This is a genomic window from Achromobacter maghribensis, from assembly GCF_057334215.1.
Window position 1 is genome coordinate 624,396 of the sequence record NZ_JBHFII010000061.1, and the last position, 25,830, is coordinate 650,225.

At 61.5% G+C, this 25,830-nt stretch carries 32 protein-coding genes and 1 tRNA gene; 20 read left to right on the forward strand and 13 right to left on the reverse strand.

Annotation, left to right across the window (positions count from 1 at the left end; genetic code table 11):
* Positions 1 to 181 precede the first annotated feature (181 nt).
* A complete protein-coding gene (locus ACE039_RS28855; protein ID WP_310030240.1) occupies positions 182 to 1,168 on the reverse strand; it encodes a Bug family tripartite tricarboxylate transporter substrate binding protein in 987 nt (328 codons plus the stop codon).
* Between the two features lie 215 nt (positions 1,169 to 1,383).
* On the opposite strand from ACE039_RS28855, the gene ACE039_RS28860 reads away from it, so the two are divergent.
* Positions 1,384 to 2,040: a GntR family transcriptional regulator gene (locus tag ACE039_RS28860; protein ID WP_105557403.1), complete on the forward strand. Its 657-nt coding sequence runs from the start codon at positions 1,384 to 1,386 to the stop codon at positions 2,038 to 2,040.
* 26 nt (positions 2,041 to 2,066) lie between these two features.
* Here ACE039_RS28860 and ACE039_RS28865 read toward each other — a convergent pair whose 3' ends face one another.
* The gene (locus tag ACE039_RS28865; protein ID WP_485824099.1) at positions 2,067 to 2,954 is read right to left on the reverse strand and encodes a DMT family transporter; all 888 of its coding nucleotides are present in this window, start codon (positions 2,952 to 2,954) and stop codon (positions 2,067 to 2,069) included.
* A gap of 43 nt (positions 2,955 to 2,997) precedes the next feature.
* Here ACE039_RS28865 and ACE039_RS28870 point away from each other — a divergent pair, with 43 nt between their 5' ends.
* A complete protein-coding gene (locus ACE039_RS28870; RefSeq protein WP_485824032.1) occupies positions 2,998 to 3,567 on the forward strand; it encodes a helix-turn-helix domain-containing protein in 570 nt (189 codons plus the stop codon).
* 232 nt (positions 3,568 to 3,799) lie between these two features.
* A complete protein-coding gene (locus ACE039_RS28875; RefSeq protein ID WP_485824033.1) occupies positions 3,800 to 5,062 on the forward strand; it encodes an MFS transporter in 1,263 nt (420 codons plus the stop codon).
* A 1-nt stretch (position 5,063) separates the two neighbouring features.
* On the opposite strand, the gene ACE039_RS28880 is transcribed toward ACE039_RS28875, so the two are convergent.
* On the reverse strand, positions 5,064 to 5,936 hold the full coding sequence (locus ACE039_RS28880) for an NAD(P)-dependent oxidoreductase (RefSeq protein ID WP_485824034.1): 873 nt from the start codon (positions 5,934 to 5,936) through the stop codon (positions 5,064 to 5,066).
* Between the two features lie 182 nt (positions 5,937 to 6,118).
* Between ACE039_RS28880 and ACE039_RS28885 the strand changes: the two genes are divergently transcribed.
* The 4 genes from ACE039_RS28885 to ACE039_RS28900 all read left to right on the forward strand — a co-directional run bounded on the left by ACE039_RS28885 (position 6,119) and on the right by ACE039_RS28900 (position 9,724).
* Positions 6,119 to 6,547: a PaaI family thioesterase gene (locus tag ACE039_RS28885; RefSeq protein ID WP_448711620.1), complete on the forward strand. Its 429-nt coding sequence runs from the start codon at positions 6,119 to 6,121 to the stop codon at positions 6,545 to 6,547.
* 202 nt (positions 6,548 to 6,749) lie between these two features.
* Positions 6,750 to 7,931, forward strand: coding sequence for a CaiB/BaiF CoA transferase family protein (locus tag ACE039_RS28890; RefSeq protein WP_485824035.1), 1,182 nt, complete (start codon positions 6,750 to 6,752; stop codon positions 7,929 to 7,931).
* A 20-nt stretch (positions 7,932 to 7,951) separates the two neighbouring features.
* On the forward strand, positions 7,952 to 8,923 hold the full coding sequence (locus tag ACE039_RS28895; protein WP_485824036.1) for a Bug family tripartite tricarboxylate transporter substrate binding protein: 972 nt from the start codon (positions 7,952 to 7,954) through the stop codon (positions 8,921 to 8,923).
* A 9-nt stretch (positions 8,924 to 8,932) separates the two neighbouring features.
* Positions 8,933 to 9,724: an enoyl-CoA hydratase gene (locus ACE039_RS28900; RefSeq protein WP_485824037.1), complete on the forward strand. Its 792-nt coding sequence runs from the start codon at positions 8,933 to 8,935 to the stop codon at positions 9,722 to 9,724.
* On the opposite strand, the gene ACE039_RS28905 is transcribed toward ACE039_RS28900, so the two are convergent.
* The gene (locus ACE039_RS28905; protein WP_485824038.1) at positions 9,725 to 10,639 is read right to left on the reverse strand and encodes a LysR family transcriptional regulator; all 915 of its coding nucleotides are present in this window, start codon (positions 10,637 to 10,639) and stop codon (positions 9,725 to 9,727) included.
* 32 nt (positions 10,640 to 10,671) lie between these two features.
* The gene (locus ACE039_RS28910) at positions 10,672 to 12,129 is read right to left on the reverse strand and encodes a phospholipase D-like domain-containing protein (RefSeq protein ID WP_485824039.1); all 1,458 of its coding nucleotides are present in this window, start codon (positions 12,127 to 12,129) and stop codon (positions 10,672 to 10,674) included.
* Between the two features lie 220 nt (positions 12,130 to 12,349).
* On the opposite strand from ACE039_RS28910, the gene ACE039_RS28915 reads away from it, so the two are divergent.
* Positions 12,350 to 12,425 (forward strand) — tRNA-His (locus ACE039_RS28915).
* Between the two features lie 15 nt (positions 12,426 to 12,440).
* Here ACE039_RS28915 and ACE039_RS28920 read toward each other — a convergent pair.
* The 4 genes from ACE039_RS28920 to ACE039_RS28935 all read right to left on the reverse strand — a co-directional run bounded on the left by ACE039_RS28920 (position 12,441) and on the right by ACE039_RS28935 (position 14,912).
* Positions 12,441 to 13,265: a tyrosine-type recombinase/integrase gene (locus tag ACE039_RS28920; protein ID WP_485824040.1), complete on the reverse strand. Its 825-nt coding sequence runs from the start codon at positions 13,263 to 13,265 to the stop codon at positions 12,441 to 12,443.
* 311 nt (positions 13,266 to 13,576) lie between these two features.
* A complete protein-coding gene (locus ACE039_RS28925) occupies positions 13,577 to 13,831 on the reverse strand; it encodes a hypothetical protein (protein WP_485824041.1) in 255 nt (84 codons plus the stop codon).
* A gap of 136 nt (positions 13,832 to 13,967) precedes the next feature.
* Complete coding sequence (locus ACE039_RS28930; protein WP_485824042.1) at positions 13,968 to 14,198, reverse strand: hypothetical protein; 231 nt, start codon at positions 14,196 to 14,198, stop codon at positions 13,968 to 13,970.
* A 420-nt stretch (positions 14,199 to 14,618) separates the two neighbouring features.
* Entirely contained in the window at positions 14,619 to 14,912 is a 294-nt protein-coding gene (locus ACE039_RS28935; protein WP_485824043.1) for a hypothetical protein, read from the reverse strand.
* Between the two features lie 64 nt (positions 14,913 to 14,976).
* Between ACE039_RS28935 and ACE039_RS28940 the strand changes: the two genes are divergently transcribed.
* The 11 genes from ACE039_RS28940 to ACE039_RS28990 all read left to right on the forward strand — a co-directional run bounded on the left by ACE039_RS28940 (position 14,977) and on the right by ACE039_RS28990 (position 20,659).
* Positions 14,977 to 15,528, forward strand: a complete 552-nt coding sequence (locus tag ACE039_RS28940) for a helix-turn-helix domain-containing protein (RefSeq protein WP_485824044.1) — start codon at positions 14,977 to 14,979, stop codon at positions 15,526 to 15,528.
* Complete coding sequence (locus ACE039_RS28945) at positions 15,497 to 15,907, forward strand: phage terminase large subunit (protein WP_485824045.1); 411 nt, start codon at positions 15,497 to 15,499, stop codon at positions 15,905 to 15,907. The genes ACE039_RS28940 and ACE039_RS28945 overlap by 32 nt, the downstream gene beginning before the upstream one ends.
* On the forward strand, positions 15,900 to 16,625 hold the full coding sequence (locus ACE039_RS28950; RefSeq protein ID WP_485824046.1) for an oxidoreductase: 726 nt from the start codon (positions 15,900 to 15,902) through the stop codon (positions 16,623 to 16,625). The genes ACE039_RS28945 and ACE039_RS28950 overlap by 8 nt, the downstream gene beginning before the upstream one ends.
* Entirely contained in the window at positions 16,562 to 16,948 is a 387-nt protein-coding gene (locus tag ACE039_RS28955; protein ID WP_485824047.1) for a baseplate wedge 1 family protein, read from the forward strand. The genes ACE039_RS28950 and ACE039_RS28955 overlap by 64 nt, the downstream gene beginning before the upstream one ends.
* Positions 16,938 to 17,483, forward strand: a complete 546-nt coding sequence (locus tag ACE039_RS28960; protein ID WP_485824048.1) for a hypothetical protein — start codon at positions 16,938 to 16,940, stop codon at positions 17,481 to 17,483. Before ACE039_RS28955 ends, ACE039_RS28960 begins: the two co-directional genes overlap by 11 nt.
* Before the next feature lie 220 nt (positions 17,484 to 17,703).
* Positions 17,704 to 18,114, forward strand: a complete 411-nt coding sequence (locus ACE039_RS28965; protein ID WP_485824049.1) for a hypothetical protein — start codon at positions 17,704 to 17,706, stop codon at positions 18,112 to 18,114.
* A 47-nt stretch (positions 18,115 to 18,161) separates the two neighbouring features.
* Positions 18,162 to 19,352: an acyltransferase family protein gene (locus ACE039_RS28970; RefSeq protein WP_485824050.1), complete on the forward strand. Its 1,191-nt coding sequence runs from the start codon at positions 18,162 to 18,164 to the stop codon at positions 19,350 to 19,352.
* Between the two features lie 84 nt (positions 19,353 to 19,436).
* Positions 19,437 to 19,721 (forward strand): hypothetical protein, encoded by a 285-nt coding sequence (locus ACE039_RS28975; protein ID WP_485824051.1) that lies wholly within the window; start codon positions 19,437 to 19,439, stop codon positions 19,719 to 19,721.
* Positions 19,718 to 20,212: a lysozyme gene (locus ACE039_RS28980; RefSeq protein WP_485824052.1), complete on the forward strand. Its 495-nt coding sequence runs from the start codon at positions 19,718 to 19,720 to the stop codon at positions 20,210 to 20,212. Before ACE039_RS28975 ends, ACE039_RS28980 begins: the two co-directional genes overlap by 4 nt.
* On the forward strand, positions 20,191 to 20,490 hold the full coding sequence (locus ACE039_RS28985; RefSeq protein WP_485824100.1) for a hypothetical protein: 300 nt from the start codon (positions 20,191 to 20,193) through the stop codon (positions 20,488 to 20,490). The genes ACE039_RS28980 and ACE039_RS28985 overlap by 22 nt, the downstream gene beginning before the upstream one ends.
* A complete protein-coding gene (locus ACE039_RS28990) occupies positions 20,450 to 20,659 on the forward strand; it encodes a lysis system i-spanin subunit Rz (RefSeq protein ID WP_485824053.1) in 210 nt (69 codons plus the stop codon). Before ACE039_RS28985 ends, ACE039_RS28990 begins: the two co-directional genes overlap by 41 nt.
* 48 nt (positions 20,660 to 20,707) lie before the next feature.
* Here the strand turns inward: ACE039_RS28990 and ACE039_RS28995 are convergent, their stop codons facing one another.
* The 4 genes from ACE039_RS28995 to ACE039_RS29010 form a co-directional block, all read right to left on the reverse strand.
* Positions 20,708 to 21,352, reverse strand: a complete 645-nt coding sequence (locus ACE039_RS28995) for a DUF6988 family protein (protein ID WP_485824054.1) — start codon at positions 21,350 to 21,352, stop codon at positions 20,708 to 20,710.
* 450 nt (positions 21,353 to 21,802) lie between these two features.
* A complete protein-coding gene (locus ACE039_RS29000) occupies positions 21,803 to 22,468 on the reverse strand; it encodes an SOS response-associated peptidase (RefSeq protein ID WP_485824055.1) in 666 nt (221 codons plus the stop codon).
* A 49-nt stretch (positions 22,469 to 22,517) separates the two neighbouring features.
* Positions 22,518 to 23,060 carry a hypothetical protein gene (locus tag ACE039_RS29005; protein WP_485824056.1) on the reverse strand — a complete coding sequence of 181 codons (543 nt, stop codon included), beginning with the start codon at positions 23,058 to 23,060 and terminating at the stop codon, positions 22,518 to 22,520.
* Between the two features lie 479 nt (positions 23,061 to 23,539).
* Positions 23,540 to 24,571, reverse strand: a complete 1,032-nt coding sequence (locus tag ACE039_RS29010) for an XRE family transcriptional regulator (RefSeq protein ID WP_485824057.1) — start codon at positions 24,569 to 24,571, stop codon at positions 23,540 to 23,542.
* Positions 24,572 to 24,941: 370 nt separating this feature from the next.
* Here ACE039_RS29010 and ACE039_RS29015 point away from each other — a divergent pair, with 370 nt between their 5' ends.
* On the forward strand, positions 24,942 to 25,799 hold the full coding sequence (locus ACE039_RS29015; RefSeq protein WP_485824058.1) for a hypothetical protein: 858 nt from the start codon (positions 24,942 to 24,944) through the stop codon (positions 25,797 to 25,799).
* Positions 25,800 to 25,830 lie beyond the last annotated feature (31 nt).

Sequence of the window (25,830 nt, forward strand, 5' to 3'; positions counted from 1 at the left end):
CGGGGGCAATGGCGCTGTCAACGGCATTGCCACCGGCCAGCAGCATGCGTAGTCCCGCCTGCGCAGCCAGCGGCTGGCTGGTCGCTACCGCATTCGCGGCCAGGACCGGCAATTTTCGGGAAGCGTACGGGAAAGACCAATCGAAGGGGGAGGACATGGATGCTGGAACTCGTAGAAAGGGTTACTGCGGGGTGATGCCGGCTTGGTCGATCAGCTGCTTGGTGCGCGGGATTTCGGCCTTGATGAAGGCGGCGAATTCCTCGCGGCTGCCACCGCGCGGTTCAGCGCCGGCTTCGGCGAGCTTACCGCGCAATGTCGGATCGGCCAGCACCTTGTTCACCGCCCGGTTCAGTTTGTCGAGGATGGGCGCGGGCGTGCCTTCGGGGGCGACCAGGCCGTACCACGGGGCGATGTCGTAGCCGGCGTAGCCTTGTTCGGCGATGGTGGGAATGTTCGGGGCCAGCGCCGAGCGCTGCGAATTGGACATGCCCAGCGCCAGCAGCGAACCGCTCTTGACCTGCGGCAGGCCGGTCATGATGGTGTCGAAGTACATCGACACCTGGCCGGAGAGCAGCGCCGGAATGGCTTCGCCTGCGCCTTTGTACGGCACGTGGAGGATATCGATGCCGGCGATGGACTTGAGCATTTCGCCCGCCATGTGCGACGTCGTGCCGGTGCCGAACGAGGCGTAAGTCAATTTGCCGGGATTGGCGCGCGCGTAGGCGACCATTTCGGGCAGGGTCTTGAACGGCTGCTGCGGATTGGCCAGCAGAATGTTGGGCGTGTAGGCCACCATGGACACCAGCGCGAAGGCGTCCGGGTCGTAGGCCAGGCGCTTCTGCAGGAACCGGTTGGTGACAACGGCGGCGGGGCCGCCCATCAGCAACGTGTAGCCGTCGGGCGCCGAGCGGGCCACCGAGGCGCTACCGATCGCAGCCGCGGCGCCCGGACGGGCTTCCACGACGAAGGGCTGGCCCAGTTCCGTGGCCAGCGCGGCGCCGAGTTGGCGCGAGATCAGGTCGGTGGCGGAACCTGCCTGGAAGGGTACGACGATGCGCACGGGATGCTGCGGCCAGTCGGTGGCGGGGGCGCTTGCTTGCGCGCCGGCTTGGGCCGCGAACGCGACGGCGGCGACGCCGGCCAGCGTTCGGATGAGACGAAATTTCATGGATTCCCCTTGATCGCGTGATGGAAAACAAATGCTGCCGGGCGGGTCTGCCGCCCGTTCCGGCGTGTCGGACGCATGGAAGCGCCCTCCGGAGACGATTAGACGGGAAGGCTGCTGGCCAGACTATTGGTGTTTGCATCCATGGATCACTGGATCCAGTTTGTGTTATTTTTGCGTTTATCTATCATGGCGGCTTTCCAAGCCCGGGGACCACGATGCTGCAATTTCAAAAGACAGCGATCAGCGCCGAAGACGAGGCGTACCTGCATTTGCAGCGCGAGATCCGCCTGGGCCGCTATGCGCCCGGGCAGCGCCTGGTGCCCGACGTCGTCGCCAGCGAGATCGGTACCAGCCGCATGCCGGTGCGGGGCGCCTTGCGCCGATTGGCGTCCGAGGGCCTGGTGGAAATCCGCGCCAACCGTGGCGCCGTGGTGCGCGGACTGAACCAGCAGGAAATGCTGGAAGTCTTTGAAATGCGGTCCGTGCTGGAAGGCTTGGCCATGCGCAACGCCGTGCTGCATATGAATGCCGAGCACATCCGCCGCCTGTCCAATTTGCTAGACCAGTTGGAGCAGGGCTCGGGCGACTACCTGGATTGGACCACCGCGCACCGCGAATTCCATGAATACCTGTGCGGCTTCTGCCAGCAGCCACGCCTGCTGCGCCAGCTCTCGGAGCTGCATTCCGTGGTGGAGCCTTACATGCGCTTATGGGCGGCGCAGCCCGGCCGTGTGTTGCGCGTGCGCGAATCGCATCAGGAACTGATTGACGCGCTGCAGACCCGCGACCCCGACCGCTGCGAGGCCGCCATGCGCCAGCACGTCCTGAATACCGTTCCCGCTTTGCAGGCGTTCCTGGAACAGGCGGCCTGACAGCGCGGCCTGACAGCGCGGCCTGCTCAGCCCTCGTTCAACCGAATATCCACGGGCTTTTTGCGGCGGAACTTCATTTCGCTGGCAAGCACTCCGGCCACGATCAGCGTGGCGCCCACAAGCGCCAATGCGGGTAGCCGGTCGCCCGCCAGGCGGCCGACGATGCCGCCCCAGACTGGCTCGCCTGCGTAGATGACCGTGGCGCGCGTGGGCGACACGGATTTCTGCGCCCAGTTCATCGTCAACTGAATCACGGCGCTGGCCAGGCCCAGGCCGATGGCGGCGCCGGCCCACAGCCACGAGAATGCGGGAATCGATTCCCCCAGCACTGGCATCAGCGCAAAAGACACCAGCCCGGCCGTCAACAGCTGCACCGCGGTGACCCGGCGGCTATCCACGCGTTTGGCGAACAGGCCGATCAAGATAATTTCGGCGGCAATCGCCACGGCACCCGCCAAGGTGGCGACTTCGCCCGGGCTGAAGCTGAGCGAGCCTGCTTCGGGGCCGGCCAGCAGGACCAGGCCGGTGAACGCCAGCGCCACGCCGATCCAGCTCATCAGCCCGGGAGGGCGCCTCAGCACGGCCCACTGCAGCAGCGGCACGATCGGCACGTACAAGGCGGTGATGAACGCGGATTGGCTGCTGGTAATGGTGCGCAGGCCATGCGTTTGCAGGTAGTAGCCCAGGAACAAGGCGCCACCGATGGCGATGCCGGCGCCGACTTCAAACCGGGTGATCGCCATCATGTGCTTGCGGAACAGCAGCATCGTCACCAGCCCGGCAATGGTAAATCGCACGCCTACGAAGAACAGCGGTCCGCTATGCTGCATGGCGATGTGAATGATGAGGAATGTGCTGCCCCACAGCATGGTGACCAGCACCAGGGCGATTTCCTGGCGCGTCAGGGCGAACATCGATGTCTTGGGTGGCACGATTGACTTCAATAGCTACGAAATTATGAGCAATATACTGCACATTACGCCTACGGGAAGCGATGTCCTGGCGCATGTGGGCGCCAACCTGCGGCGGATCCGCAAGCAGGCCGGGCTGAGCCAGACGAATCTGGCCGATGCGTCGGGCATCAGCCGGCGCATGATCGCGGGGGTGGAGGCCGGAACGGCCAACATCAGCCTGTCCAGCCTGGATAAATTGGCCGGCGCGCTGGGAGTGGGCTTCGTGGACCTGGTCAGCGACCCCCACCGTGAACGCCGCCGCATCGAGGCCATGGCCTGGCGTGGCAACCAGGCCGGCAGCCAGGCGGTATTGTTGGGCGCCGCCCCCGCCAGTTGCGAGGCGCAGCTGTGGATCTGGACGCTGGCGCCCGGTGAACACTATCTGGCCGAGCCCGACCCGGACGGGTGGCACGAGATGGTCTATGTGATAGAGGGCGCGCTGCGGCTGGAATTGTCCGGCGTGCCGCAATCCGTCGCTGCCGATGATTTCGCCATCTACAGCAGCGCGCAGCCTTACGCGTATTTCAACGACGGCGACGCGCGTGTGCGCTTCGTGCGCAACGTGCTTCGATAACCCGTCCGGTGACCGAACCGGAATAGGGGTGCAACCGCGATGACGCGCATCGCCGGCATATTGCCAGGAGTAATATGTCGCGTCCGGCGGCGTATGTCACCGGCCAAGAACAAGCCGTTTGGCGCCTGGCCCTTTCCACCCGTGTCGATAGCGGATTCCTTCCGCGCTTCCCCAGCGGTGTCTGCAAGCCTTGGCGCATGAGCGGCCATAAGAAGACATCGAGGAGAAGCACTTGGACAAGCAAGAGTCGGGCGGCTGGTATTTCGGCTGGAACATCGTCGGCGCCGCCGCGGTACTCACCCTGTTGACCGTCGGCCTGCGCATGGGCATCGGGCCGTTCTTCCTGCCGATGGCGGACGGGCTGGGATTCTCGCGCAGCCTGCTGTCGGGCATCGTCGCCGTCGGCATGCTGTGTTACGGGCTTGCCATGCCGCTGGCCGGTTATCTCGTCAGCACGCGCGGCACCCGGTTCGTGCTGCTGACCGGCACCGCCATCGTCGTGGCGTCGTCCTTGTGGACGGTGTTCGCGCGGGGCCCCATCGAATTCCTGCTGTCGTTCGGCGTGGCGCTGTCCGTCGGGCTGGCCTTCACCAGCCCCGTGGCGCTGACGCCCGTGATCAGCCGCTGGTTCACCCGCCAACGCGGCATGGCGCTGTTCTTCCTGTCCACCGGATCGATGGCGGGCATTGCCCTGATGACGCCCACCCTGACGTTCGCGATCGCCGCCGTGGGCTGGAAGGAAACGCTGCTGGCCTTTTCCGTGCTGTTCGCCTTGCTGACCGTGCCGGTCGCGCTTTTCATCATGCGTGACTCGGCGCCAGAGCATACGGATCTGCTGCCGCACCAGATCATGGACGCCAAGCCGTCCGCCAAGCCCGCGGCCCGCGGCCCGGCGCCGAACGTGCGCGACGCTTTGCGCACGCTGCCGTTCTGGCAAGTGGCGTTGGGGCTGTTCGCCTGTGGCTACAGCATGAACCTGCTGGGCACGCATGGCATGCCGATGCTGATGGACCACGGCTTTGACGCCACCACCAGCTCTTTGGGCATCGGCCTGATCGGCCTGGTCGCCATCTTCAGCACGCTGGTATTGGGGCGCATGTCCGATCAGGTCGAGCGGCGCAACATCCTGGCCGCCATCTATCTGGTTCGCGGCCTGGGTTTCTTCGCGCTGGTCATGGTGGGGGCGCACTGGGAGCTGTACGCCGCAGCCACCATCGGCGGCATCGTCTGGGCGGGCAGCATCGCCTTGTCGTCGGCGATCCTGGCCGACGTCTACGGCATCCGCCTGGTGGGGGTGCTGTATGGCCTGACATATCTGGGCCACCAGGTGGGCGGCATGATCAGTTCGTGGCTGGGCGGGTGGGCGTTCGATACCTTCCACACCCATTGGGTCGCCTTCGGGTCGGCAGGCGTGTTGTTGCTGCTGGCCGCTGCGATTTCCCTGCGGCTGCCGGGGCGCGGCCTTGCGCGCACGCCGGCCGCCGTCGGGCGCTGACTTAGCGGTCTTTCAGCAGCGAGACCAGTTCGGGCACGTAGCGCTCGCCACCGCCTTGCGTGACGGCCTGGTCGAACGTGTGCTGCACGGCGGCGCCGATCTCGCGCACGGCGCCGGCTTCCGCCGCCATCGTGTTGTAGTAGGACAAGTCCTTCTGCGCGTTCGACATGAAGAAGCGCAGCGACGACGGGTCCTGTTCCAGCAGGTACGGCTTGATGCGCTCCAGCGCCACGCCGCCGCCGCCGCCCTTGGCCAGCACGGCGGCGAACACGGCCGGATCGATGTCGGAGCGCAGCGCGCAGGCGGCCGCTTCCGACAGCAGGGCCACCACGCCCAGCGACACGTAGTTGTGCAGCAGCTTCATGCGGTGGCCTGCGCCCACCGGGCCGGCGTGCGTGATGTTCTCGGCAAAGCAGGCCAGGATCGGCTTGCACTCTTCGAACAAGGCGGCGTCACCACCCACCAGCAGATTCAACCGGCCTTCGGCGGCCTCCTTCGGCGTGCGGGTCATCGGCGCGTCCAGGAAGCGGCCGCCGGATTCGGTCACGGCCTGCGCCACCTTCACGGTGGATGAGGGGATGGCGGTCGAGCAATCGATGATCACGGTGCCAGGGCGCAGGCCTTCCAGCACGCCGCCGGCGGACAGCAGCACGGCTTCCACCTGCGGGCTGCCGGTCACGCACAGGATGATCACGTCCGACGCGGCGGCCAGCGCGGCGCCGCTGGCCACGCTGGTCGCGCCTGCGGCCTTCAGAGCGTCCAGGGGCTGGTTGCCCGGGTGCTCAAGGACGGTGAGGGTGTGACCATGCTTGACCAGATTGCTTGCAATGCCGTGGCCCATGAGGCCGATACCAACCATGCCGACTTTCGCCATCTTCCACTGCTCCTGCCATGTATAGGGATGTGTTGTGGCGTAAATCTTACTCCGTCTTCCGGGGGCGGCGGCAGGCCGCGACGCCGGCCTCGCCGGCCGTCGGCTTCTTTGCGATACTGCGGCGTACTCTCCACTATTCCGACCCCTTCAGGATCTGACCCCGATCCATTTCGCGAGCGTCCATGGCAGACACCATTCCTTCGGGCTTCGAGCCCTGGCAGCCCAGTAGCCCCTTCATGACCCATCTGGCCGAACTTGGCGCGTTATACCGGCACAGCGCAGATTCGGTCCTGGCCATGCACGTGGCGCAGGCCCACACCAACATGCACGCCATCGCGCACGGCGGGCTGCTGGCCACGTTGGCCGACAGCGCCCTGGGCTTCACGATCGCGCAGCAAGCGCAGGTGTCGGTGGTGACGGTGCAGATGTCGGTGGAATTCCTGAACCCGGTCAAGCCCGGTGACTGGCTTGAAGCGCACGTGCGCATCGACAAGCAGGGCAAGCGGCTGATCTATGCGACGTGCCTGCTGCAGGTGGCCGGGCGCGTCATGCTGAAGGCCAACGCGGTGTTCGCCGTGCGCGCGTCGTCGACACCCGCTTCCGACGGCTAGGCAATCTGGCCGTGCGGTCTGCACGGCGTCTTCCCTTGAATGTTTCGAACGCTGCGTTCGCGCTTTTTGAACGCGCGGCGCGTCCCCCTGGGCACGCGCACCGTTTTGAAATTCCGCGAACGCAGCGTTCGAAACATTCAACTCCTCGTGATGCAGGGCCGCTGACATAATTTTTAAAAAAGCGGCTGATCACGGAGACACTATGCTTCACAACGCCTTGCGCGGCGTCAAAGTCGTGGACTTGTCGCGCATCCTTGCGGGCCCTTGGTGCACGCAGAACCTGTCGGACCTCGGCGCCGAAGTCATCAAGATCGAACATCCGGAACGCGGAGACGACACGCGCGGCTGGGGGCCTCCCGACTTGCGGTCGGACGACGGCGGCGCGTCCATGTCGGCTTACTTCATGGCCTGCAACCGCGGCAAGCATTCCGTCGCAATCGACTTCGCATCGCAAGCGGGAGCGGCCCGCGTGCGGGAACTGGTCGCCAACGCGGACATCCTGGTCGAAAACTACAAGGCAGGCGGACTGCGCAAGTACGGGCTGGACTACGCCTCGCTTGCCCGCATCAATCCGCGCCTGATCTACCTGTCCATCACCGGGTACGGCCAATCCGGTCCCATGGCCGGAAAGCCGGGATACGACTACGTGTTCCAGGGCATGGGTGGGTTGATGAGCTACACCGGGCAACCGGATGGCACGCCCGGCGCCGGCCCGCTGCGCACAGGGGTTGCCGTCGTGGACCTGATGACCGGCATGTACGCCACGTCCGCCGTGCTGGCTGCCTTGCGCCAGCGCGACCAGACGGGGCAGGGCATGCCGTTGGATATCTGCCTGCTTGACGTCGCGGTGGCCCTGAATGCCAACCAGGGCGCCAATTACCTCGTCTCCGGCGTGGCGCCCAAGCGCAGCGGCAACGCGCATCCGAACTGCGCGCCTTACGAGGTGTTCGCGTGCGCCGACGGGTACTTGATTCTGGCGATTGGCAACGACGGCCAGTTCGCGCGCTTCTGTGGCGTGGCCGGGCATCCCGAATGGGCCGCCGATGCGCGCTATGCCACCAACAGCGCGCGCCTGATGAATATGGACAGCCTTCGTTCGCAGGTCGCCGCCACGTTGGCCACCGCGCCGCGCCAGCGCTGGACCGCTGCGTTCGACGATGCCGGCGTGCCATGGGGGCCGATCCACACGCTGGACGAAGTCTTCGCGCATCCACAGGTGCTGCATCGGGAACTGCTTCAGACCACCACGCATCCCGTGCTGGGCGAGATGCGGCTGGTGCGCAATCCGCTATTGGCAGGGACGCCGGCCAGCGCATTGGGCGCGGCGCCGCCTTTGCTGGGCGAACACACGGACGCAGTGCTGACGCGGCCAGCCACGATTTGAACTACCCCGAGGAGACAACAATGACACCGATTAAATTTCCGCTGGCCGCGTTGCTGGCTTGCCTGGTCATGCCGGGCGCGGCGGCCGCCGACTATCCCGACAAGCCGATCCGCTTGGTCGTGCCGTATGCGGTCGGCGGCACCACCGACATCATCGCGCGCGTCGTTGGCAACAAGCTCGGCATGCAGCTGGGTCAGTCCGTCATCATCGAGAACAAGCCGGGCGCGGGCGGTAGCATCGGTTCGGCCTACGCTGCCAAGCAGCCCGCTGACGGCTATACGCTGGTGATGGCGGTCGAAAGCTCGCATGCCGTGAACCCCAACGTCTACGCCAAAAGCGCCTACGACCCCGTCCGCGACTTCGCGCCGATCAGCAACCTGGCCGACGTGCCCAATGTGCTGGTGGTCAACCCGGCGTTGCCCGCGCAAGACATGGCCGCGTTCCTGAAACTGCTGAAGGCGGATCCCAACAAGTATGCCTTCGGCTCATCCGGCAACGGCGGGCTGAGCCACATGAACGGCGAGTTGTTCATGAAGACCACCGGCACGCGCATGCTGCATGTGCCATACAAGGGCCTGGGGCCCGCTCTGAATGATCTGGTCGCCGGACAGGTCCAGGTGGTGTTCGACAACATTCCGTCGTCCTACCCGCTGATCCAGGGCCAGCGAATTCGGCCGCTGGCCGTGGCCGCCCGGCAGCGGCTGAAGGTCTTGCCCGACGTGCCGACGTATGCCGAGGCGGGTTTGCCCGCCATGAACAATCCGTCATGGTTTGGCCTGGCCGCGCCCGCCGGCACGCCCGTGCCGGTGCTGGATAAACTAAATGCCGCCGTGCGCCAGGCGTTGGCCGATCCGGCAACCATCGAAGCCATCGAAAAGCAGGGCGCCGTGCCCAGCCCGATGTCGCGAGATGAATTCGGCGCGCTGATCGCGCAATCCTATCGCCACTGGAAGACCGTGGTCGAAGACATCAAGTTCGAGAAAATGCAATAAGGAGCGCTCGTGAACACCAGAAATCTGACCTTCCCCCACGCCAGCGCCGAGATCGACGCCGCCGGCATCGCCACCTTGACCATGCAGGACGCTGGGGTCCTGAACATCCTGAGCACGCCTGTGATCAACGGCCTGCGCGAGGCGCTTCGCCACCTGCGCGAGGATGACTCGGTGCGCGTGCTGGTGCTGCGCGGCGCCAGCGACCGCGCGTTCGTGGCCGGCGCCGACATCGCGGAGATGGCCGCGTTGGACGAGCCTGGCGCCCAGCGGTTTATCTCCAACCTGCGCGACCTCTGCAACGCCGTGCGCCACTTCCCTGTGCCGGTGATCGCCCGCATTCCGGGCTGGTGCCTGGGCGGCGGCCTGGAATTCGCCCTGGCGTGCGATCTGCGCATCTGCGCCGACCATGCGCAGTTCGGCATGCCCGAAGTCAAGGTCGGCATTCCGTCGGTGATCCATGCCGCGCTCATGCCGCAACTGATCGGCGCGGCCAACAGCGCCTGGATGCTGTTGACGGGGGAACTGGTCGACGCTCGCCGCGCGCAGGATTGGGGGCTGGTCAACGCCGCCGTGCCGCAAGCGGAACTGGATCAGGCCGTGCGCAAGCTGGCGGAAGGCTTCGCGGCGCTGGGGCCGGCGGCATTGCGGCAGCAGAAGAAGTTGCTGCGCCGCTGGGAGACGATGTCGGTGGATGAGGCCATCGAGGACAGCGTCGCGGAATTCGGCGCCGCGTTCAATACCGGCGAACCCCAGAAGTTCATGAACGAATTCCTGGCAAGCAAGCGCAAAGGCAAGGGCTGATCAGTCCGGCCCGCGTGTCGCCGCGACGATCGGGTCGTCAAGCAGGTATTCGGCGACCTGTTCGACGAACGGCGACAGCGGCACGCCGGCCTGTGTCACCAATGTCAGTTCTCGCAGCGCCCACGGTTCGCTGATCGCCACGGCCGCAATGCGTTTTTCGCGCAGCGCGGCCGCGGCGATGCTGCGCGGCACCAGCGACACGCCCACGCCGGCCTCGACCATGGACAGCACGGCATCGAAGGTATGCACGTGGATGCGCACCTTGGGGGTCTTGCCCGCCAGCTTGGCCATGTCGCGCAGGAAGACATAGTTGCTGCTGGCCCGGCTCATGCACACGAAATCCAGGTCCAGCACCGCCGGGAACCGCACCGGCGAACTCTCCACCACCGGATGGTTCAGTGGCGCCGCGATGATGAGCTCGTCGATGGCGTAGCGGATGGCGTTCACGCCCGCCGATTTGGCCTGGCCGGCAAAGATGCCGATGTCGGCTTCCTGGCCCGCGATGGCGGCCTCGATCGTATTGCTGGAGCGCTCTTCCAGCAGGATGTTCACATTGGGATTCGCGGAAAGGAAGCGGCTCAGGCTGGGCACGATGAAGCCGTTCAGCGAGCTGCTGTTCGCAAACAGCTTGACGCTGCCCTTCAGCCCGCTGGCAAACCCGCTGACTTCGCCGTGCATGCGTTCAACGCCTGCCAGCAGCGACCGAACGTGCTTCAGCACGAAAGTGCCTTCGGTGGTCAGCTCCATGCCACGAGCCTCGCGCTTGAACAGCGGCACGCCCATCGCGAATTCCAGGTTCTTCAAGCGGTAACTGGCGGACGAGGCGGTCAGGTGGACCGTGCCGGCCCCGCCCGATAAGCTCTTCGCCTCGGCGATCGCAAGGAACAGGCGGAGATCAGTAAGTTCGTAGCGCATGGCGCAAGATTACCGTAGGTGATTTTGCGTTGTCATAGATACGGCGTCGCCAACCAGATGATCTTGTTGCGCAAGCGCTTGGCGAACGGCGCTTGCGTCAAGCCTTCCAGGGTCTCGAGCCGGGCGTGGCCGATCAGCCCGTCGATCCGGTCGCCGATCCACCGCGCCACCGCGGGGTCGTAGATCTCGGTGTCCAGCTCGAAATTCAGCCGCAGGCTGCGCGGGTCCAGGTTGGAAGAGCCGACATACGCCCAGGCGTCATCCACCGTCATCAGCTTGGAATGGTCGAAGGCGCCGTGCGCCCGCCAGACCCGGCAGCCCGTGCGCACCACCTGGTCCAGCTGCGCCGACATGGCGTAGTCCACCAGGCGCAGATTGTTCTTGCCTGGGATGACGATGTCCACGTGGATGCCGCGCCGCGCGGCGGTGGCCAGCGCCCCGATCAGCGTCTGATCGGGCAGGAAGTAGGGCGACTGAATGCGCACATGGCGCTGCGCCACGGCCAGCGCGCCCAGCAACATGTTGTGCGAACTGCCCAGCGCCCGATCCGGACCCGACGGTACGCAGCGCATCGGCACGTTGCCGCTAAGCGGCACGGCATGCGGGTCGAACCAGGGCCTGGCGGGCAGCGATTCGTGCGTCGTGAAATTCCAGTCGTGCGCAAACACCGACATCAGCTGCGTCACGATCGGCCCTTCCACGCGAAAGTGCGTGTCGTGGTTGGTGGCATCGCCCGCCAGCGCACTGACGAATGCCGCGCGCACATTCATGCCGCCGGTGAACCCCACGCGCCCGTCGATCACCAGCACTTTCCGGTGGCTGCGCAGGTTCGCGTAGGGCATGCGCAGCACGCCCATCGGATTCGTCATGAAACGGGCGACGGGCACGCCACCACGCGCCAGCATGCGGACGATGGGCGGACGCGAATACTTGGAGCCGATCGCGTCGATCAGCACCCGCACCTGGACGCCCCGAGCATGCGCTTCGATCAGCGCCTGGGCCAGCTCGCGTCCGATCGGATCGTTATCGAAGATGTAGCTTTGCATCGCCACCGCATGACGCGCGTCGCGGATGGCCTGCAACATGGCCGGGTACGCCTCGTCGCCGCCCGCCAGCGGCCGCACCGCGTTGCCGCCCAACAGCCGGAACCGGCTGACCCGGTCGCCCAGCACCTTCAGCGAGGCGAACTGCGGCCCCGAAATCGGCGCCACGTCCACGGGCAGGGTCTCGACCTGCTCGGCATCCACCACCATCGCTTCGTCGCGCTGTTGCGTCAACCGCGTCTTGCGGATGCGGTTGATCCCCGCCACGAAATAGAACAGGGCCCCGAACAGCGGCGAGAACAACGCCACCCCCACCCAGCCGATGGCCGCCCGCACGTCCTGCTTGGTCATCGCGGCATGCACCGCCGCGCCCGTCCCGGCCACGATGCTGCTGGCAAAAGCCAGATGAGGCCAATAATCGATCAAAATTGCGTGTATGCGATCCATAGCGATGGCGTAAGAGACGGCCTCCAAGGGGGAACCAAGCGGAAGGATAGCAAGCTGGCAAAGTCAGGCAAGAGAAATTGGGGGCAGGGCGTTTGACGCGTCAAAAAAATATGCTATAGTTCGGCCTCTTCGTTGTTCAGCTTCTTTCTGAAGCGCGGCGGCGAAGAAAAAAGGCGCGACGAAAGTGGTGCCTGGGTAGTACAAAAAAGCAGTACCAGAGGTGGCTGTAGCTCAGTTGGTAGAGTCCTGGATTGTGATTCCAGTTGTCGTGGGTTCGAGCCCCATCAGCCACCCCAAGAATTCCCCTTACATTACAGACGCTTAGGCGTCTGTTTTGCTTTCTCGGGGAGATTCTGGGGAGAAATCGCCGTTTCTAGGCGACTCATCTCCAGGTCGTTCTGATCGCCATCCAGCCATTTGGAATAGGTTTTCAGGAACATCTCCACGCTGTGGCCCAACTGCTTCGCGCAGAAGGCCGGCGTCATCCCAGCCATCAGCATGACCGTCGCGTAAGTGTGCCGCATGTTGTACGGCCGCCTGTAGCGAATCCCAAGAAGTTTCAGTGTTGGCGTCCAGAAGCTCCGACGGAACGCGCGCTCATCTTCCCACTGGGCCGCATAGCGCGGGTCGTGGAATACCGCCGCTCCGGTTACCTGTGTGTGCTGCCGCTGGGCCTGGATTGCGCTCAACGCGCGGCTGTTCAGGATGACCTGGCGGGCGACAGCCGTCTTTGTCCGGTCTTTCCGCTCACCCCGCACCAGAGCTTCCGCCACCAGGACGGACCCAGATACCAGATCGACGTTCGGCCATTGCAAGCCGAAGACTTCGGACGTGCGCAGCCCGCTCCAGAACCAGAACTCGATCAGATTGTGAACCTGGCCGGGAAACCGCCGTGCGACCAATTCACGGATGCTCTCCATTTCTGGTCGGCTGAACGGATCGGGCGGCTCGCGTTGGTATTTCGCCCGGGCGATGCCAAGGGCCGGGTTCTCGGTCAGGACTCGGTCCTGTACGGCCAGGTCCAGGGCTTCGCGCACGACCGACACATAGTTGTTGAGCGTCTTCCCAGACAAATCGGGCCGGCCGGCAACGACGGTCAGGAAGTGGCTCAGCTTGGCCGAGCGCAGCGGGACCATTCCAAGGCGGGTACCCGATGCGCAGTTTCAGGATGATTGAATTGGTGCGTCATGTGACCAGGGGCAGGGCATTGGAGCCGCGCGAGCGTGACGCCGCCCGGAAGGCAGTACAGCGGGTGCTTGATGCGCTGGTGGAGGCCGGCTCTGCGCAGGTAAGCGCACCAGCAGCGGCCCGCGGCGCCTTTGCGGAATACTCCGTGTCCCACAAGTGGGACATGACATCGCCGAAAGTAGGACAGGAAGTGAGACAATTCTCCCGGGTTCTTGCGCCTTGAAGAAATGCACCGTGCTGCCGCTGCGAAAAGTGGCTATTAAGCCGCTCCCCAACTCCACAAGTCGTTATCGGCGATGTAAGTTATCGCCTTATCGGTGATACGACCTTGCTCGTCGAGCAGCTCCTTTGAAATAAGGTAGCTCCGCGCCTCGATATCATCCGGCGCGGCCATGATAAATGCAGAATACCGATCTCCCGTTTCGATAAATGCCAGATGCTCACCGCTTAATGGAAGCTGGAATCGCTCGCCATGATGATTGCCGCCAATAAGGCGCCCTGTCGTCGGTTGCATGTTTTGCTCCTTGTGTAATCCCGAAAGCATCGGGTAGTTGTGACTTGTTCGCGCCTAACGGGCGGGACAATACGAGCGGGCTCTTGCGCCTTGAAGGAGTTGGGCCTAAGCGAACTCGAATCTTGCCTTTTATTAGTTAGTCCATCACGTCAAAAGTCACTCTGCCGTTCGCGCCGCCGCTCATTGCAATTTGCGCCAATTGCGTAGCTGTCAAACGAGTTGCATTTGATACGTGAAGCTTTGAACCTGTGCCCGCTCCGCTCATGGCGATCTGTTGTAGTTGAGTCGCGGTGTATTTGCTACCGTCCACAACCAGACTGCCACCGGACATCGCTATTTGCTGAAGCTGAGTTGCTGTAAAGGCCATAACATCTCCAAATGTATCAAATAGGGATTGCAGTTTAGCAGTGGCAAGATGTTGAGTCGCGAGTTCTCAGGCCCTTGGCATTTGCATATCAGTCGCCGGCCGCGTGGGAACATCCGCCGCAATCGACCAACCCGCAGAGCGAAAATGGCCAACGCTGCACTCGGGGATAGCCCCGAATCGCTGGCTCCGACCGGCGCCGCCCGTTAAGCCCCTATCGGTCCAACCAGCGCACACACAGGTGCGCCAAGGGGTGGGCCCCACAACCTACGGGTGCCCCCATGAGTCGCCTGAGCAGGCCTGGCGCCCGCGCAGGGGCAAATGCGCGGGATCCTTCTTTCCGGTCTTGTCGCCGGCGGCCAGCGTGACGAGAACCGCTGCGCCTAGCTCGCTACGGCGGGTAGTCGGATGGGCGTTCCTTTGTCAAAGAACCGAGCGCAGATTGTTGGTTGTGAGGCCGCCAAGCGTTTCATCCACTGGTGCGACAACGACCCCTGCCTTTCGGCCCAGAGCGGAAAGTGCCGCGGAAACTGCTGCCATCACATCATCCGCTGTGGCATGTTCGACCGTGGCATAAGTTCCGTCGGGCAGAAACACCTCGTGGCCTGAAAGGTCGGCCGTGCGTTGGATCTGACGAAGTTCAAGTTCTTCATGAAGATCTGTGTAATCGAAGTCTTCACTTTCATAGACTTCCACGCGGATAAAGAATGTAGGCATTTCTAAGCTCCAAGTAAGGTGCCCGCGCACTTTATCAAAGGCACGTTAACAAGAGAAGCTAGATATGGGTCGGCCGTCAAAACTCACCGATGCCCAATGGGAGTCTATCGGGAAGCGTCTGATAGCGGGTGAATCGACGTCATCCCTGGCCCGGGAATTCGGGGTGAGCAAGGGCGCCATTTCTACGCGGTTTTCTAAACACACAGAAACGATTAAATCCGCGGCTAATCAACTGGTTGCGGCTGATCGGGCGATGGCGAATCTGAACGTTTCTGAACAGATTGCCGCCCGTTCACTTGCCGATGACCTAAAGGCGATCTCGGAGCATTTGGCCAGCGCAGCCCGATACGGCGCTGCCACGTCGCACCGCCTGCTTGGCATCGCTCACGGGAAGGTTGCAGAGATTGATGACGCCGCGCCGCTTGACGGTGGGAGCGTCGAAACGCTGAAGGGAATCGCAGCCCTGACCCGAGTGGCGAACGATTCAAGTGAGATTGCCGTGAACCTGCTGCGCGCCAACAAGGACGCGGTGGACGAGGCCAACCGGGGCCAGAACGAAGTGCCCGCGGGGTTGGAACATTTCTATGGACGCTCTGCTGTCGGCACCGACGCTTAATCCGGCTCTGCGCGAATTCTGGCTCAAGCCTGCGCGCAATCGGGTTCTGTACGGTGGGCGCGCGTCGTCCAAGTCCTGGGATGCGGCGGGCTTCGCTACGTTCCTGGCGAGTAACTATCGGCTGCGCATTCTTTGCGTGCGCCAGTTCCAGAACAAGATCGAAGAATCGGTCTACCCGACTTTCACCGGAGGCGGCATTGCCTTCACCGTACTTTTCACGCCCGAGCTGAGCTTGGGTGGTCTGGTGCAGGTCACCAGTTCGATTGAGGCAGCTCACGGCGAATGGGTGGTTATCAGCATCGTCCACTCGTTGGAAGCGGAGACGCCCGGCGGCGCGTGGCTTTCCCAAATCATGTGTCAAAGGCAGATCAATGTCTGAGCAATTCGGATACGCAGGCCAAGCACGCGCGGCCGAGGGCGGCGACGAGTATGGCGCACTGAATTTCGTCATTGGCCAAGCACTGGCGCGGCTCAGCACGGCTACTCTGGTGCGGGTGGTTTCGGTGACCAATGCGGGCGGCGTTGAGCCCGTCGGGTTTGTCGACGTGCAGCCGCTGGTGAATCAGTTGGACGGCGCCGGCAATGCGGTTCCGCATGCGGTTCTTCATCAGTTGCCGTACTTCCGGCTACAGGGGGGCACCGACGCGGTGATCTTGGACCCGAAGGTGGGCGACGTAGGCATCGCTGTGTTCGCCAGCCGGGATATTTCGTCGGTTAAGTGTTCCAAGGGCCAGGCAAACCCCGGCTCGTGGCGCTCGCACGACATGGCTGACGGGCTGTACGTTGATGGATTGCTGAACGGCTCCCCGGTGCAATATGTGCAGTTCACCGCGGGCGGCATCAACGTGGTGTCCCCGTCCAAGGTAACGATTCAGGCTCCGAACATCGAGATGAACGCTGCCACACAGTGCTCGCTGAATTCCCCGCAGATCGTCCTGAACGGCACGGTGCAGCAAGGCTCCGGATCGTTTGGAGGCACTTCCACCTGGCAGGGCAACATGGAAACCTTGGGCAGCCATTCGGCCAAGCCCCTATGTACGTTGGAACGACGTCTTCGCAGACCTACCGCTTGGCGGACGACGCCTACCGCAAGCTGATCCTGGTGAAGGCGTTGGCCAACATCTCGGACTGCAAGTCACCGAGCCTGAACCGGCTGCCGACAAACCTCTTTGCCGGGCGGGGGCGCTGCTACGTCTCTGATACTGGCCAGATGGAGTTTCGCTACGTCTTTGAGTTCGCGCTTGAACCGTACGAGATCGCAATTCTTACCCAGTCGGGTGCGATCCCGAAGCCCGCCGCCGTCCTCGCCAACGTCCTGCAAGTCGACCTACCCAATACCTTCGGATTCAACGAGGCGCTGATGCAGCCCTTCGGTTCCGGCGTCTTTTTCACATCTTCGGGGCTTATCAATGCAAGCTAGCAACGCACCTACCAAGTCCGCCGTCCCGTTCGCCAACAGCGGCGCGAAGAACACCATTCCGGTGGCATCGCAGATCGGCATTACCCCGGGGTTGGCGTCGGTCACTGACGGCTTTCCCCCTCTGACCATGACCCCGTTGGCCGCTGGCGGCGTGCCACCTTATGGTCAGGATTTCAACGGCATCCTGAACTTTCTGAGTTCTGCTGTGCGTTGGGCGCAGCCCGGGGGAGGCTACGTGTATGACGCGGCATTCGCCACCGCAGCGGGCGGCTACCCGCGAGGCGCCATTCTTCTGAAAGCGGGCCTTAATGGAATCTGGGTCAGCACTGCCGAGAACAATACCGGCAATCGGATACAGGTGGAGCGGGTTGGCTCGACGGCTATGCAGCCGCAGTTTCCGTTGGCGCTGGGACGCAAGCGACGCATGCGGTCCAGTTTGGCCAGGCATTCGGTCACGGACAGACATGGATCGATCTTACGGCAAGCCGGGCTGCGGGAGTCACCTACACCAACAGCACCGGCAAACCAATCATGATCTCCACGAGCGTCACCGGCTCCGTGGCGAACAGTACCGTTGCGGTGGCACTGCTGGTCGGAAGCGGCCCGGGGTTGAGCAGCAACAGTCTTGTGACGAACGGGACGCCAGGAAATTGGAGCCTTAGTTGTACTGGGGTTGTGCCCCCTGGGCTGACTTACCGATTGAACGTTACCCAAGGCACCTTGTTGGGCTGGGCAGAACTTCGATAGGAGTAATCATGAAATATTTTAAGTATCACGACGACGTCATGGCTTATGAAGATGACGGTTCCCAAGACGACCTCATTCCAATAGGCGCCACCCCTCTCAATGAAAGCGAAGCATTGGCACTTGTGAGCCAACCACTGACCGCAGATCAGATCAAAGCCAACAAGACCGGGGCTGTTCAAAAGCTCCTTGATGATCAGGCGCGAGCGCTTGGGTACGAGAGTATCAACATCGCGATCACTTTCGCTGATGAGCCGGCTGTGCCTAAGTTCCAGAAAGAAGGGCAGGCCTTGCGCGCTTGGCGTAGCCTGGTGTGGGAAAAGGCAAACGAGCTGCTGAGTTTCCTGGACGACGAGTCTATATCCATCCCGACAGACAGCGAACTGTTGCACCAAATGCCCAAGTTTTCCCTGGGCGAATAGACCTTTCGGTACCTATATAATGCGAGCCACATCGGAGGAGTGAAAGGGTGGCAAAAGACGCCAGTGCGGATGGGCTTAGGGGGCTAGCAGCGGTTAGCGTTGTGGTCTCTCATATGATCCTGGCGTTCTTTCCCGCTGCGTTCACTCATTACTTTGCTTGGGTCGCAGCGCCGGGAGCGATTTACGGTCGCGTGGAGAGCATCTTGGCCACGCCGGCCATTTCCGTACTTTGGAACGGCAGCTTCTCGGTATCGATATTTTTCGTCCTGAGTGGCTACGTTCTCACAAAGAGCTTGGTCGAAAAGCAGGATTTGGCGATCGCCCGGTCTTTGGCTGCTCGTCGGTACTTTCGCTTGGCGGGCCCAGTTCTTGGGAGCGCGCTATCCGCGTTTGGCCTCATGAGCCTGGGGCTGTATCACTCGGTCGATGTCGCCGCCATAACATCGTCTGCGTGGCTCAAAGGCATGTGGAATGTAACGCCGAACTTCTTCCAAGCTGTCAGAGAGGGGTTGTTCGGCGCGATTTTTCGCGGAGAAGTTTCATACAACCCGGTCTTCTGGACCATGCGGATCGAGTTCATCGGCTCGCTGCTTATCTTGGCATATCGTTGCCTTACCCTGAGTCGGCGCAGCCAAGTGGTCGGGGCGGCGATCTACATCATCCTCACAGTGTCATTCGCGCCCGGCGAGTGGGTTGCGTATCTCGCTTTTTTGCTTGGAACCCACCTCAATGATCTGCCAGCTTCAAGGCGCCGCGGTGTGTTGTACTTGCTGGCGGTGATTGGCTTGTACCTTGGCGGCATCGACAGCTCTTGGTTGTATGGGTGGCTCGGATATATCCCGGTTGCGGCGCCAGACCGAAACGGGGTATTTGCCGTCCTGGGGGGTGCCATGCTCGTGTATGCCGTCAAATCGGGTGCCTTCTCGGGCTTGTTGAGGAGCGGCCCCATTCAGTTTCTGGGTCGGATCTCATATTCGCTCTATCTCGTCCACCTACCAATCATCTTAAGTGTGGCCTGCGGCTCATACCTGTGGTTCGTGGTTGACCAAGGATTTGGTCGGATCGCGGCCGCCGCGATGGCATTTGCTATAGCCTTCCCAACCACGATCGTGGTCGCCATCGTATTTACACGGCTGGTCGATGAGCCCTGCATCAAGCTTGCCAAACGAATCTTCCCCTCACGGGAGTCTTCGCCGACATCTGGAAAGCCCGGTCAAGACTTGGCGCAAAGCGCGTGAAGTCAGAACTAAATAAGCAACCCGCTACGGCGGGTTTTTTTACGTCTATAGGGGACGCGATGTTGTCGCTTCAAAGGAAAGACCATGGCTGACGAACATCCGTCCGATGCGTTCATCAAGTCACTGCACGCGCGCGTCGTGCAAATGGAGCAAGACATGGCCCACAACGCGGAAGCCACCGCGCGGAACACGGACTCTATCGAGACGATCCGGCAAAACACACAGGACATCGTGGACACCTTTGCGGCGCTGTCCGGTGGGTTCAAGGTCTTGCAGGGGCTGGGACGGCTTGCGCGACCGATCGGATATATCGCTACGGCGATCGCGGCCACAGCTGCGGTGGCGGCGGTGAAGGGGATTTGGAAATGATCTCGGATAGTCTGAAGCGCAAGTTGCTTGCGGCGGCCGGCGCCGGATCGATCGCGATTGCTGGCGTGCTGGTGTCGCACTTCGAGCCGGGGAAGAATCGGGGCAAGCCGTACATCGACCCCGTGGGCGTGCTGACGGTCTGCGATGGCCACACCGGCTCAGACATCGACCCGAAGCGGACCTACACGGACGCGGAGTGTGACGCGTGGCGCGATGCGGATCTTGCCATTGCCGACCGCGCCGTGCGCCGGCTGATCACCGTCCCGTTGAATGACTGGCAGCGCGCGGCCTTGATCGACTTCACGTACAACCTGGGCGCCGGCAACCTGGCCGAGTCCACCATGCGGCGCAAGTTCAATGCGGGCGACTACGCCGGCGGCTGTGCCGAGCTGGACCGCTGGGTGAAAGGGCGCGTGGGCGGTATGCTGATGACGCTGCCGGGCCTCGTTACGCGCAGGGAGGTGGACACATGGGGCTGTCTACAGCGTTGATCGGCTGGAAGGGGTACGCCGCTGCTCTGGTGGTGGGCGCCATCGTTGCGGGCGGCGCAGCCTGGAAGGCGCAGAGCTGGCGATATGGTGCCGAGATATCCGCCATGAAGTCCGATCAGGCGACCCTCGTCGCCGAGTCACAGCGTCAGGCGCGCGAGATTCTTGAGCGGCGCGTCGCCGAGGTCGGCCAGATCAATGAACGGAATGCCAAGGCCGAACGGGCCGCTTATGGAGGGGATGCGCAATGCGCAAGTTCAGGACGACGGCCTACGGGCTGAAGTTGATGCTGGGCGCCAGCGGCTGCACCTCGCTGCCTCCTGCCCCGCCTCCAGCAGTGGGGTGCCCAAAGCCGGAGCCGGCGCCCGCGTGGGTGATGGAGCGCGCGCCGAACTTGATCCGCTGCTCGATCGAATTATTTCGCCCTCCGGGCTGGAATCCAGCGAGTGACGGCCCAATTGGCAGCGTGCCAGGCGCGACTGCGCTAATCGACTTGGTTTAACGTGGAGTGCCGTTCACCGGGTAATTCACAGCCTCTGATTCAAACTCAGAAAAGGATGCGCGCAGCTTCTTGCTAGCAGTCTCGGATTTAATCAAATGCAACATCTCTACGCAGGTAAAGAATCTGTATAGCGCAATGTGCTGAAGCAGCGTGTGAGTGTAGAAGGGAACATACCCGGCGTCACTCGTCAGCTGGGCTAGACTCGCCTCCAATTGAATTCTTCCACCGTGAGTAAAGTCATGTTTGACTTCCTGAGGCACCGCTGCATCCAAGAATCCACGCAAACGTCCATATGCGGGCTCTGCGCCTATGATCGCATTGGCAATATGGAGATACCCAGGAGGCTCCTTACCATCAGCGAGGAGGGCTTTGATTTGTTCATCTGTCGCGCACCTACTTAGCCACAGACCTCTGAGCAATGCCTCAATTGTGGGGCGGAGCAACGCTGCCGCACTGAAATATCGCTCGCCCTTTATCAGCTGTTCCATGGCATCTTGATGTTCCATCGAAATATGTAACATGCCAAAGGTTGTCAGCAATCGATCGCCTTCTAGTGGTGCCCCAGTCTCTCGAATTACGAGCCGGCTTTGATCCAGCCATGTCTTGACCAGCTTGTGTAGCGCTTTTGTCCCTTCTTCCATGTCGTGGTCCGTATCTGTAGCTTCGTTCGCCGCCGGGGGAAGTCGATGCTCGGGGTTGGAGTTAGAAAAACTGCTTCTGATGCGAGCCGTTATTCTCGCACCCATTGCATCCACCATCCTTGGTAATAGCGCTTGCCGTCGATTTCTTCAAAGCCGCAGACCATCATTCCGCGGTCGGATGCGAAGGTCAGCAGATCTGGATGCAATAAGTCTGGAATAGGGCTATTCCTGGTCGCGCCGAATGTGGCGGCTGTCCATAGTCATGACGCGCATGTACCTCTTCAAGTCATCGCGCATGATCGAGTACATGCGGACGGTGCCGGTGATGGTGGGGCCTGGATCGCGGTCAGGGCGCTTTTCGCCCAAGCAATGGGTGCGGGTGACGGTACAGAGCGTCACTTGCTGCCTAAATGCTGGATAAAAAAACAGTATATTGCAGCAAAAACGGGGTCACTTCATCGGCGTGGCGACGAGCTTGTCCGAGGGAAAGGGCACCAGGAAGTCCCGGCTGTCGGCTGCTGGCGCTGTAAGCCAGTCGCCATAGGCGCCTTCGGACAGGATGACGACCATGCGCTTTTCCTTGCCTGCCTGGTGGTAGTCGCGGAATAGCGGGTCATCGTCCGCGTTGATGGTCAGCATGGTGTAGCTCTCATGCCACTGGCCAGCCTCGTCCCGGTACCGATCCCAGATGCCGGCAATGCCAAGGGGTGCGCCGTCTGCTCGGGTGAAGCGCGTAGCCACCGCGGACCCCGATCGCCAATCAGGTTCAAAGATGGCATCAGCTGGGATGATGCAGTGTTGGGCACGGCGCCAGGCGTTGCTGAGGGTGAAGGATTTGGGCGCTGTTTCGCTGCGGGCGTTGAAGGTGGACAACTTGCCCGCCTTGTCGAGGCCGTCGGCCTTCGTCATTGCGCTGATCAGGCCCCACCGCCCTACGACGGCTTCCCGCTCAGACACCGCCTCATCGCCGGCGTCATGCTCCACCGGCCGGCGCACGAACACGCCCTGATAGCGCGGCCACATGTCGTACTTGCCGATAGCGGCAGTCTTGTCGCGCACGCCGAACTTCTTGAGCAGTAACTCGGCGTCCTTCAAGGTCTGGTAGTGGCTGCACATGGAACCCTCCTGAAGTGGCTCCTGTATAGGGGGCATGCGACCCGATGACTTAGGCTGGATCTGTTGGGTCTGCAGGGGCTGCTTCAGTTTTCGGCTGCCAATTTCTAAGTGCTTCTGCCAGAGCATTCGCACGCGGTTCCCGAACGTGCCCATAGACGATAAGGCGGGAGAAGACGGCAAAGATTGCCCAGCGCACATGTTCTACCATTTCAGCGTCTTCATCAAAGCCGATCATTCCCTGTAATTCCTCCTGGGACCGAACGTAAGCCTCAAATTGTCGAATGAGATCGGCGGTCTCGGAGGAATCAAGGCCGTGGGCTAGAGAATTGCGGGCATCGTTTAACAATCCGACTGCTTTCCAAACCCATGGCTCGTCGAAACCTTTGAAGACTGCGCGGGCTAACTTCGCCTTGGCATAGAACTGCATGCGCTTAAAGTTCAAATGCTCAGGTCGGCGCACGCCGGCGCGAACAACAGCAGTTAGCACTTCTTCAATTAAAAGATGGCCCTTTAGCAGATTAATTTCGATATCCGACGAGGACGGCATGATTCCAGTGAATCGAAGCGCAGGATCGTGCTCGTAGGTAGACATGTCGACCGCCTCTTGTTCTTGCTGCTTTGGGATCACCATTTTATGGGCAGTACGGCCTGCGTCCCTGGTTGGTGGTTTCGCCGTGCCAGTGGGTACAGGTCCAGCACCCGCCGAGCGTTGGGGGCATGGGCTTGAAGTGGGATACGGCTGGATGAAAGTAGAGCGTCCCGGGGAATAATTCAGGGAAGAATATGGGATATGTAGGGCAACGATAAAACTGCGATTCCTTTGAAATCAACAGCATAGATTCCCGACAAACCCCACCATTCCCCTACAATCTGGGTTCGAGCCCCATCAGCCACCCCAAGAATTCCTTAGAAATCAGCCGCTTATAGCGGCTTTTTTCTTTTGTGCGGCACAATAATTCTAATAATTCGCACCAGTTCTAGTTTCCTGCAAGGTCGGTTTGATCAGCCTCCCCGCCTGAAGTGCTGCGTGAAAGCCGGCGAAAGCCACACATTCCAAGCACGGGATGGTGGCTACAGCAGCCGCTCATCCACGCCATTGCGCAGATCATAAGGCGACCACAGGATTCGCCCGACGATACGCACTTCGCACCCATCTTCCTTTTCCAGCGGAAAGGGCGCGTACGCGGGGTTCAGCGATTTGGCCAGCCAGGCGCCTTCGCGTCCGCGTGAAATGCACTTCACGATCATCTTGCCGCCGTGGTTGATGGCGTACACCGTGCGCGGGTCGATCTCGCGCGGGTCGGACACCGGGTCCTCGATAAACAGCATCGGGCCGCCGTTGCGGATGACGGGTTCCATGCTGTCGCCCTGCGCGTACACGATCTTCATGCGGCTGATCGGCAGCTTGAACGATTCCAGGAACGAGCGGCGAAACAGAATTTCTCCAATCGCGGTTTCCTCGTAGTTCTCGATGCCGAGTTCGCCGGCAGCTAGACGCACGTCCAGTTCTGGAACAGGCATGAGTTCCTGTTCATTCGCCGAATAGCCCGCCCTCGGAACGTGGCCGACGTTGGGAGCCTGGCTGAGGCGCAATCGCAGGCTGTCCTCAACCTGTCTAGTGGTGGTGCCGCCTTCCCACGGATTTGCCGGCGGTGTGTTAGCCATCGGGAACTCATCTGCCGGGGTACCGGTGCCGTTCAGATTTCCGCGGGCTGCGCTGACTTGTACAGCCACCTTCACGCCAAGTTTCAGTTGGGCGATCGTCAAAGCCAGCGCGCCCTGTAGCGCGTCGATATGCGCTGCGGGTAGCGCGCGTATGTCTTGTTCGGAAATGTCGGGAAAGGGCCAGGGCGCTTCAATTTTCCGACGATCGACAAGGGGGAAACTCTTTGCGTCTCGCTTTGGGCCCGTGCCGTCCATTAACCATTCGACGTTCACATTCAGCGCGCGTGCCAAATCCAGGAACAAGGAGGAGCCCTTGTTTCGGCCGTTTTCGATGCTTGCGATGGTTGACTGCCCCGCGCCCACGGCTTTCGCCAACTGAGCTTGGGACAGGCCCGATTCGGTCCTTGCTTCTACAAGGCGGTCTTTTAGAGCTGTCATATCGCAATTGTGATACGGACGTTAAGCGCAATGGCGCTTGAATTCTAATCGCAATTGCGCTTAAATGGGTTGTCCGCCGAAGGAAGTCGGCTGACCTTGACCAGCAAGCGATCGAGGAAATGCCCATCGCAACTGCGAACGTAAATGCAATAAGACGTTTATTCGAGTCGCCCGGCCTGGCCATATGTGGAAGTCCAATCGATCAACGTGAAAAGAGGAATGTATGAAACCGATAAGAAAGATCTTGGCGTGCTTGACGCTACTGATTCCCTGCAGCGCAACCCTCGCTCTACCGCCTTCGCAATCCGGACAACTGTTTCAACGTTCCGGATATGACTACGCCCCCGCAGTCATAAGGGAAGGGAATTCCATGGATATATGGTGGTGCGGATCGGGAAACAATGCCGACAATATCTACTACCGAAACGTCGATGTGTCGGGGCCGACATATGGGCCGATTCACAATGTCCTGCAGCCTGGCAATCAGGGCAGCAATGGCTGGGATTCGGCTCACACATGCGACCCGAGCGTGGTCAAGGGGAGTTTTGTCTATCCGGTCGGTAGCTCAACGCACTACCAGTACGCCATGTATTACACCGCGACAAGCGATGGGACCAGTGGCGGCGTCAATAACGGTATCGGCGTGGCTTTCTCGAATGACAAGATAAATTGGGTCAAACACCCCACTCCCATCTACCGAGAGAGCTATGGGCAAGCCTATGGGATTGGCCATCAAGTCGCGATCAACGGTACAGGCGGGGCAGCGGTTTGGTTGTTTGTGCTGCGCCAGGAGTTCGTGGGTGGCCCGCAGCACTATCACTTATTTCATTCTCCCAATGGTCTGAATCTGGATTATCAGTACCAGATTTCCGAGCAGGGGGTCTATGGCAGCTTCATTACGGCCGCTGATTTTGCATACGACGCCACCACAGACAAGGTGTATATGGTCACGAATCGGCTGAACGATGAAGGCAGGTTGGACGTTTATCGGATGAGGTGGGGGACCATGGATTCAGGAACCTGGGAGACCGTAGACAACGTCACCTCGGCGGATACCGGGAACAGTTGGAATGCATTTGCGGCATTTCTTCGGAATTCATATGGAAATATCAATCCGTGGCTTCCGGCATATCAACTGTATTTCGGCAGTGCTTCATCGCAAGGCGGCGGTCGCCCAGACCCCAATCTGTGGGATATTCATTGGTATCAGAAAACGATCGCCCCGTAAAACGGCGGCGGCTCACCCGTTGCGCATATTT